Annotated in this window: 9 protein-coding genes; 8 read left to right on the plus strand and 1 reads right to left on the minus strand. The window is 72.3% G+C overall.

Annotated features, from left to right (window positions below):
• Positions 1-189 precede the first annotated feature (189 nt).
• Positions 190-450: a hypothetical protein gene (locus tag AB0917_RS32180; RefSeq protein WP_366823247.1), complete on the minus strand. Its 261-nt coding sequence runs from the start codon at positions 448-450 to the stop codon at positions 190-192.
• 218 nt (positions 451-668) lie between these two features.
• Between AB0917_RS32180 and AB0917_RS32185 the strand changes: the two genes are divergently transcribed.
• The 8 genes from AB0917_RS32185 (at position 669) to AB0917_RS32220 (ending at position 8644) form a co-directional block, all read left to right on the plus strand.
• On the plus strand, positions 669-896 hold the full coding sequence (locus AB0917_RS32185; protein ID WP_366823248.1) for a DUF5133 domain-containing protein: 228 nt from the start codon (positions 669-671) through the stop codon (positions 894-896).
• A 7-nt stretch (positions 897-903) separates the two neighbouring features.
• On the plus strand, positions 904-2019 hold the full coding sequence (locus AB0917_RS32190; protein ID WP_366823249.1) for a glutamate--cysteine ligase: 1116 nt from the start codon (positions 904-906) through the stop codon (positions 2017-2019).
• Between the two features lie 55 nt (positions 2020-2074).
• Positions 2075-2638, plus strand: coding sequence for a DJ-1/PfpI/YhbO family deglycase/protease (locus tag AB0917_RS32195; RefSeq protein WP_366823250.1), 564 nt, complete (start codon positions 2075-2077; stop codon positions 2636-2638).
• A 376-nt stretch (positions 2639-3014) separates the two neighbouring features.
• Positions 3015-3896 carry a siderophore-interacting protein gene (locus AB0917_RS32200; protein ID WP_366823251.1) on the plus strand — a complete coding sequence of 294 codons (882 nt, stop codon included), beginning with the start codon at positions 3015-3017 and terminating at the stop codon, positions 3894-3896.
• Positions 3897-4006: 110 nt separating this feature from the next.
• Positions 4007-5071, plus strand: a complete 1065-nt coding sequence (locus AB0917_RS32205) for an iron chelate uptake ABC transporter family permease subunit (RefSeq protein WP_366823252.1) — start codon at positions 4007-4009, stop codon at positions 5069-5071.
• Complete coding sequence (locus tag AB0917_RS32210; RefSeq protein WP_366823253.1) at positions 5068-6219, plus strand: iron chelate uptake ABC transporter family permease subunit; 1152 nt, start codon at positions 5068-5070, stop codon at positions 6217-6219. The genes AB0917_RS32205 and AB0917_RS32210 overlap by 4 nt, the downstream gene beginning before the upstream one ends.
• Positions 6220-6371: 152 nt before the next feature.
• On the plus strand, positions 6372-6590 hold the full coding sequence (locus AB0917_RS32215; protein ID WP_018512889.1) for an MbtH family protein: 219 nt from the start codon (positions 6372-6374) through the stop codon (positions 6588-6590).
• Positions 6587-8644: a multicopper oxidase domain-containing protein gene (locus AB0917_RS32220; protein ID WP_366823254.1), complete on the plus strand. Its 2058-nt coding sequence runs from the start codon at positions 6587-6589 to the stop codon at positions 8642-8644. Before AB0917_RS32215 ends, AB0917_RS32220 begins: the two co-directional genes overlap by 4 nt.
• Positions 8645-8736 lie beyond the last annotated feature (92 nt).

Genomic DNA, 8736 nt, shown 5'->3' on the forward strand with positions numbered 1-8736 from the left:
ATTTTATACAGTAAACTTCACCATTACTCACCTCACCCGCCGATTCTCCTATCGGCATACACACCCCCCCGCGGTTCCGGGGTGGAACCACCCCGCGGCCCCCCGCCACCTACGGCGCCCCGGGGGCCCGAGGGCGTTTCGGGACGCGCCGCGTCCCGCAGGTATGACTCGCACGTCCGCGCCGGGCGGCTACCCCGGGGACTCGTCCGGTGTCGGATGCCTGTCGGGGTGCGCCCCGGCGTTGCGCGGCTTCTTCCGGCCGGAGCCCGCCTCGTCCAGGTCGTCCCCGTCACCGTTCTCGCGGCTCTCCCGGGCGACCCGCTCCGGCACCGGAATGTCGAGGGGGTCCTCCCCCTCCTGGTTCTGCTGGTCCGGCATGTCCGCCGGTACGGGAGGCGGGCTGCCGGAAGCCCCGGTGTAGGCGGTGCCTTCCGGCCTGCGGTCGGTCATGAGAGCTTCCTTCCGTGCTGCCCCGGAGTGTCCGGGGAAGAATGGTTCGCCCTGCTGGGTACCCATCCCCGAAGGAACGATTCACCGGGGACGGGGCCGAGGAGACTTCGCACACCAGCGGGTGTGGCCGGAGCAGGCGGGGGTACTCGGGCTGTGCCTGAGCACACAGCCCGGACACACGACATTCACACGAAGAACCGCGCGGAAGGATCCCCCGCATGCTGATGGCCCACCCCACAGTTCTGCGCAATCTCGTCGAACAGTACGAGGCCCTGCGCCTGCTGCACGCGGAGAGCGGCTCCACCGAGGCGCGGCAGCGCATGGACGACGTCGCCTACACCCTCTGCGTCTCGACGGGCACGGGAGACGTCGACAGCGCGCTGGTCGCCGCCCGGCACGGGCTGCCGGGGGCCCGCCCCGAGGACGACTCCATCCTCTCGGCCTGATCTCCGGATGTTCACCGAAGAGGCGGGCGCCGCGGTGCGGACCGTGGGCGTGGAGGAAGAACTGCTGCTGGTCGACCCGGAGAGCGGGCAGGCGCGTGCGCTCTCCACGGCCGTGCTGGCCCTCGCCGAGAGGGACGCGGAGGGCAAGTCGGCCTTCGAGCCGGAGCTCCACCGCCAGCAGCTGGAGTTCGCCACGCATCCCTGCCGCGAGATGGACGAGATAGCCGACGCGGTGCACCGGTGGCGCGCCGAGGCGATCCGCCACGCCGCCGACGTGGGAGCCTCCGTCGCGGCCCTGGCGACCTCGCCGCTCCGCGTCAGCCCGACGATCGGGAAGGGGGAGCGGTACGAGTGGATGGCGGAGCGCTACGGGCTGACCGCCCAGGAGCAGCTGACCTGCGGATGCCACGTACACGTGTCCGTCGCGTCGGACGAGGAGGGCGTCGCGGTCCTCGACCGGGTGCGCTCCTGGCTGCCGGTCCTGCTCGCCCTGAGCGCCAATTCCCCCTTCTGGCAGGCGCAGGACACCCAGTACGCCAGCTACCGCAGCCGGGTGTGGGGCAGGTGGCCGTCGGCCGGCCCCGTCGAGCTGCACGGATCCGCCGAGCGCTACCACGAGCAGGTGAAGGCGCTCGTCTCCACCGGCGTGCTCAAGGACGAGGGGATGGTCTACTTCGACGCGCGCCTCTCGCACACCTACCCCACAGTGGAAGTCAGGATCGCGGACGTCTGCCTGGACCCGGCGGACACGGTGCTGCTGGCCACGTTGGTGCGGGCGCTGGTGGAGACGGCCGCGCGGGAATGGCGGGCCGGCGAGCCTGCCCCGGACACCAGCGTGGCGCTGCTGCGGGTGGCGTCCTGGCAGGCGGCCCGCTCGGGGCTGGAGGACCGGCTGATCCACCCCCGCACCCTCCAGCCCGAGCCCGCGGCAGATGTGCTCCAGGCGCTCGTGGCCCATGTGCGGGACGCCCTGGAGGACAGCGGCGACCTGAAGGCCGCCCAGAAGGCGCTGGCCGCCCTGGAGCGGCGCGGCAACGGGGCCAGGGTCCAGCGCGAGATCCTGGACCGGACCGGAAGCCTCCGCGACACCGTCGCGGAGTGCGTCCGCATCACGGGGGGATGAGCGCGACGAACGAGGAACGACCGACCGCATGAGCACGTGAGGAAAGGAGCAGCACATGGCCACCACCGATCTCGGCAACCGCCGGATCCTGGCGATCGTCACCAACTACGGGGTCGAGCAGGACGAACTCGTCGTCCCCGTGAAGCACCTGCGCGACAACGGGGCCCAGGTGAGCGTGGCGGCGGTCTCCGACGACGAGATCCGCACCCTCGTGGGCGACCGCGACCCCGGCGACGTGGTGCGGCCCGACCTCACACTGGCGGACGTCGACCCCGCCGCGTACGACCTGCTGCTCGTCCCGGGCGGCACGCTGAACGCCGACACGCTGCGCCTCCAGGAGGCCACCACCCGGATCGTCAGCTCGTTCGCGGCGTCCGGCAGGCCCGTCGCGGCCATCTGCCACGGCCCGTGGGCGCTCGTCGAGGGCGGCTACGTCCAGGGCAAGACCCTGACCTCGTACGCGTCCCTGAAGACCGACATCACCAACGCGGGCGGCTCCTGGGTCGACACGTCGGTGGTCCGCGACGACGAGGGCGGCTGGCCGCTGATCACCTCGCGGACCCCCGACGACCTGAAGGACTTCCTCCGCGAGATCGACGCGGTCCTCACCGAGTCCTGACGGCCGGGGAGACACCGGTTCCTGACAGCCCGGAAGACACCGACCCCTGACGGCCCCGAGAGGCCACGGCCCCGACCACGACGGCCCCCGCCCGCGCACCGCGGCCGGGGGCCGTCGTCGTGCGTGAGGGGCACGGGTGCAAGGGGGCGGCAGGGCCACCGCGCACCTATCTCGACGGGACGGTGAACGGCCTCGCCACGGCCGGAGCCGCCCCGGCCCGCCTGTCCTGCGGCTTCATCCTGGAGGAGGGTATCGAACTACCCGCCATGGAAGGTTAGGCTGACCTAAGTCAATTCGGAGCCGCATCCGATGGACCTTTCCGCGCCCTGTCGCCCCCGCGACCAGGCCGACCACCGCGTACGAAGGGGCAGTGCCCATGACGATCCACCGAGCCGTCGTCGCCCGAGTCCAGCCGCTCACCCCGACGATGACCCGCGTCACGCTGCACGGCGAGGGGCTCGCCGGTTTCGAGTCCACCGGGGTCGGCGACGAGTACATACGCCTGTTCTTCCCGCACGGCCCCGACCGCGGGGACGTCTCCCTGCCCATCACCACGGAGAAGGGCTGGGAGACACCCGAGGGCCGGCCCGTCGCCCCGATGCGGACGTACACCGTGCGGGCGGTGCGCCCGGAGAGCCGTGAGATCGACGTCGACTTCGTGCTGCACGACCACGGCGTGGCGTCGACCTGGGTGGCCGGTGCGCAGCCCGGCGACGTACTCGGTGTGAACGACCCGACCGGCCTCTACAGCCCCCCGGACGATCTCGCCTGGCAGGTGCTGATCGCCGACCAGACCGGGCTGCCCGCCGTGGCGCGCCTGCTGGAGAACACCCCGGCCGAGGTGGCCACCCGCGTGGTCGTGGAACTGCCGGGACCGGAGGCCGTCCAGCCGCTGCCCGGCACCAAGGTCACCTGGACCTACGGCGGCAACGGCCACGGAGCCAGCCGGCTGGCCGAGCTGGTGAGCGCCGCGATCCCGCCCGGCACGGACATGACCGGCGGCTACGTCTGGGTCGCGGGCGAGACCAACGCACTGCGCAGCGTACGCCGTTACCTCCGCAAGGAGCTGGGGCTGCCCGCCACCCGGTTCAAGGTCGTCGGCTACTGGATCCCGGACGCCGACAGCTGGAACGAGCGGTACGAGGCGCTGCCCGACGCCGTGCGGGCCGAGCTGGTGGCTCTCTGGGACGACCCGGCCGACGAGCCCGAGGACCTCACCATCCGGTACGAGGCGCGCCTCAGCGACCTCGGGCTGTGACGGCTGCGATGGCTCTGTCGGATGTGTCCGGACGCAAGGCCCCGGAACGTGGTGCCCGCGGGGCGTTAGTCGCCCCCGGTGGCCGCCGGACGGGTGGATGAGAGGAAGAAGTGCCCGGTCAGTCCACCCTGGGCCGCCCGGTTCCGGCGGTCCGCAAGCACCAGGAACCCACCCCCGTCCGTCACGTCCTGCGCGGCGGCGGACTGCTCGTCCTCGGAGCACTCCTGCTCTTCCTCGTCGCGCTGAGCACCTGGATCGGCGCCAAGGACACCTCGCTCGGCCAGGTGTGGACGGCGATCTGGAACGACGACGGCTCCTACACGACCGACGTGATCCGGCAGTTGAGGCTGCCGCGCACCCTCGTCGGCCTGATGACCGGCGCGGCGCTCGGCGTGGCGGGAGCGGTGATGCAGGCCGTCACCCGTAACCCGCTGGCCGACCCCGGGCTGCTCGGCGTGAACGCGGGGGCCTCCGCCGCGGTGGTGTTCGGCATCGGCGTCATCGGCCTCGCGGGCTTCGGCTCGCTGGTCTGGTTCTCCTTCGCGGGCGCGGCGCTCACCACCGTCATCGTGTACGTCCTGGGAGCCTCCGGGCGGGCCGGGCCCACCCCCGTACGCCTCGCCCTGGCCGGGGCCGCCGTCAGCGCGAGCCTGAGCGGGGTCATCGCCGGGCTCACCGTCTTCGACTCGGCCACCTACGACTACCTGCGCTTCTGGATGGTCGGCTCGCTCGCCGGACGGGAACCCGCGCTGGTCGTGCAGCTCCTGCCGTTCGTGGCCGTCGGTCTGGTGATCGCGCTGCTGCTGGCGCGCTCGCTCAACTCCCTCGCCCTCGGGGACGAGTTGGGCCGGGCGCTCGGCGCGCGCATCGTCCGGACCAGGATCGCCGCCGTGGTCGTGGTGACCCTGCTGTGCGGCGCGTCGACCGCGGCGGCGGGGCCGATCGCCTTCGTCGGCCTCGTCGTCCCCCTGGTGGCGCGCTGGCTGACCGGGCCCGACCTGCGCTGGGTGCTGCCGTACTCGATGCTGCTCGCCCCCGTCCTCCTGCTGGTCTCCGACATCATCGGCCGGGTGGCGCTGCCGGGCGACGAACTGGAGGTCGGCGCCGTGACGGCGGTGATCGGCGCACCGGTCTTCATCGCCATGGTGTGCCGGCGCAAGGAGACCTCGCTGTGACGACGACCGAGATCCGGCCCGCCTGTGAGGCGGCCGGGCCCACCACGGACTCCTCCCGGCCGGTACGGCTCTGGGCCGGGAGGGTCAGCTTCCGGATGCACCGGCGGACCGGCGCGGTGGTCGTCGGCTCGCTGCTGCTGGCCGGAGTGTTCCTGCTGGTCAGCCTCTGCGTCGGCGCCTACCCGGTGACGGTTCCCGAGGTGGTCCGCGCCCTGTTCCACGGGACGGGCGACCGGCTGGCCGTCCACTTCGTCAACCAGGAACGCCTGCCGCAGGCGCTGCTGGCGATCCTGGTCGGCTGTGCGCTGGGCATCAGCGGCGCGATCTTCCAGAGCGTCTCCCGCAACGCCCTGGCCAGTCCGGACGTCATCGGCTTCAACAGCGGTGCGGCGACCGGCGCGATCCTGGTCATCGTGACGTTCGGCGGGGCCGCCGCCTCGGTGGCGGCCGGGGCTGTCGCCGGGGGACTGGCCACCGCCCTGGTGGTCTCGGTGCTGGCGAGCCGGGGAGGGCTGCACGGCATCCGGCTGGTGCTCATCGGGCTCGGCGTGACCGCCATGCTCGGCTCGGTCAACTCCTACCTGCTCACCAGGTCCTCGCTCAACGACGCCCAGAACGCGCACATCTGGCTCGTCGGCACGCTGAACGGGCGGGGCTGGAGCTCGGTGCAGACCATGGCGGTGGCGCTGGTGGTGCTGCTGCCCCTGGCGCTGCTGTTCGGCAGGCGGCTGCGGATGATGGAGCTGGGCGACGACCTGGCGACCGGTCTGGGTGTCCGGGTCAACCGTTCGCGGCTCGCCCTGACCGTGCTGGGCATCGGGCTCTGCGGGGTCGCCGTGGCGAGCGCCGGGCCCATCCCGTTCATCGCGCTGGCGGCCCCCCAGATCGCCGTCATGGTCAGCCGGAGCCCCGGGGTCAGTCTGCTCTCCGCCGGGGCGGTGGGCGCCGGGCTGCTGTCGGCCGCGCACCTCGCTTCCAGCCAGTTCTTCACCGCCCTGGTGTGGGCCGACGGGAAGATCGGCTGGATCCAGGTGGTCGAGGAGTCCCAGCGCAACAACCTGCTGCCGGTGGGTGTCACCACGGCCGTACTGGGCGGGGTCTACCTGGCCTGGGTGCTGTTCAAGCGGCGCGGCACCGGCACCGCGTGAGCGGCCGACCGGAATCACAGCGTTCATTTTCGGCCAGCGATTCTCCTGATGCTCAAGGGAGTTGCGGGATTCGATGAGTCAACCGAGAACAACGTGGGTAGGGTCGCTACCGTTGAAGTAAAGGTAGCCTTACCTAAGTTAAAGGAGGATCGGTGACCAACCCGTTCGAGGACGAGAACGGCACCTACCTGGTGCTCGTCAACGACGAGGGGCAGCACTCCCTGTGGCCCTCCTTCGCGGAGGTGCCCGCCGGCTGGACCGTGGCGCACCCGGAGGACACCCGCCAGGCCTGCCTCGACTACGTGGAGCAGAACTGGACCGACCTGCGGCCCAAGAGCCTGATAGAGAGCATGGCGGCCGATCCGACATGAGCCCTTCCTCGAAGCCGCCGCACCCGGTCGCCCGCCGCGGGTTCCTCATCGGAGCCGGACTGGTGAGCACCGGGGCGGCCCTGGGCACCGGCCTCGCCCTCACCGGCGGGTCCGGCCGGGCCCTGGCCGCCACCGCCCCGCCCCGGCCCGCCCTGATGACCGCGGCCCACGGCACCCCGCTCGACGACCTCCCCGACGCCCTGCGCGAGGCGCGCGAGGCGGGCCCCCGGCTCACCGGGGAAGCGGCGAGGCGGGCGGGCAGGGCGGCCGAGGCGGCCCGCACGCTCACCCCCTTCCTCGACCCGCTCCCCATCCCCCGGGTGCTGAGCGGCCGTAAGGGGGAGCTCACCGTCACCATGCGCTCGGCCCGCGTACGGCTCCACCGCAGCCTCCCCTTCACCCGGCTGTGGACCTACGAGGGCACCCACGTGGGCCCGACCATCGAGGCCCGGCGCGGCAGCCGGCTCCGTATCGCCTGGGAGAACGACCTCACCGGCGCCTACCCGCTGCCGGCCGTCCGGGTCCCGTTCGCCTACGACCCCGAACTCCCCCTGATGTGGGACCGGCCGGGGCGCGAGGGCGCGACGCCGCGCGCCGACGTGGCCGCCCTGCCGCCCTGGGCCGTGGTGCACCTGCACGGCGCCGTCACCGGCGGCGGCAACGACGGCTGGGCGGAGAACGCCGTGCTGCCGGGCTCGGCGCAGCTCGCCGAATACCCCAACGACCAGCCCGCGGCCGGGCTCTGGTACCACGACCACGCCATGCACATCACCCACCTCAACGTGATGACCGGGCTCGGCGCGGGCGCCTACCTGATCAGGGACGAGGAGGAGCGGCGCCTGCGCCTGCCCGCCGGGGACCGGGAGATCCCGCTCGTCATCTACGACCGCAACCTCGACCTGGACGCCGACGGGGCCTTCACCGGCGACCTCCTCTACAAGGGCATCGTCGTCGCCGACGACCCCTACGAGCTGGTCCGCCCGTTCACCGGACCGTTCAACCTGGTCAACGGGGTGATCTGGCCGCACCTGGACGTGGACGCCGGGTGGTACCGGTTCCGGGCCCTCAACGCCTCCAACAACCGGCCCTACCTGCTCAAGATCCTCGACGAGTCGGGCCGCGAACTCCCCTCCAGCGCCTTCCGGTTGATCGGTACGGACAGCGGGCTGCTGCCCAAGCCCGACCCGGTGACCGCGGGCGTACCGCTCACCCCCGGCGAACGCGCCGACCTCCTGGTGGACTTCACCGCCCTGCGCGGCAGACGGCTCCGCCTGGTCAACGCCCTCCCGGAGCCCGGAGCCCGGCCCGACCTGATGGAGTTCCGCGTCGCCTCACGGGCGGCACACGGCACGTTCGTCCCGCCGAACCGCCTCGCCACCTCCTTCAAGCCGGTCCGCCCCCCGGCCTCGGCCCCCGAACGCCTCGTCGTCGTCACCCCCGTCTACCCCAAGGACCCCGAACTCTGGGAGATGGAGGAGACCGAACCCCCCGAAGGGCCGCTGCCCATCGACGGGATCGTCCAGATCCAGGACGAGCACGGCACGGTACGCACCTTCCGGCGGGTCGCCGCCACCTTCGAGGACCCGGTGCGCTTCACCGTCGCCGCGGGCGCCACCGAACGGTGGAGGTTCCTGAGCCTGGAGAAGTCCGAAGGCGCCTTCCCGCACCCCATGCACCTCCACTCGGTCGCCTTCCAGGGGCTGAGCCGCGAGGTGTACGACGTCAGCTCCTTCACCTCCTTCGAACTGGACGGCGGCGGCTACGGCATGGGCACCACGACCCCGATCCGCCGGCTGCGCGAACTCCCCCTCACCGCAGCGGAGAAGGGCCCCAAGGACGTCATCTCGCTGGCGCCCGCCCAGCTCATCACCGTCGGCGCCACCTTCGACGGGCCGCCCGGACGGTTCATGCACCACTGCCACGTCTACGAGCACGAGGACATGATGATGATGCGTCCCTTCGTCGTACAGCCGAGAGCCGTCATGTCGCTCGCCCCCCACCACGGCCACAGATCCTCCGGCCGGAAATCCCACGGCGGCACATCCGCCGGCTGACCGAGCCCGCACCCGGGCGCCGAGGACGCCGCACCGAGGGTCCGCCCGCCGGGCCGGCCCCGGTGCGCCCGTCCCCGGCCGCCCGCCGCGCC

It is taken from the genome of Streptomyces sp. NPDC007346, assembly GCF_040703535.1.
In the GTDB taxonomy this organism is placed as follows: Bacteria; Actinomycetota; Actinomycetes; order Streptomycetales; family Streptomycetaceae; genus Streptomyces.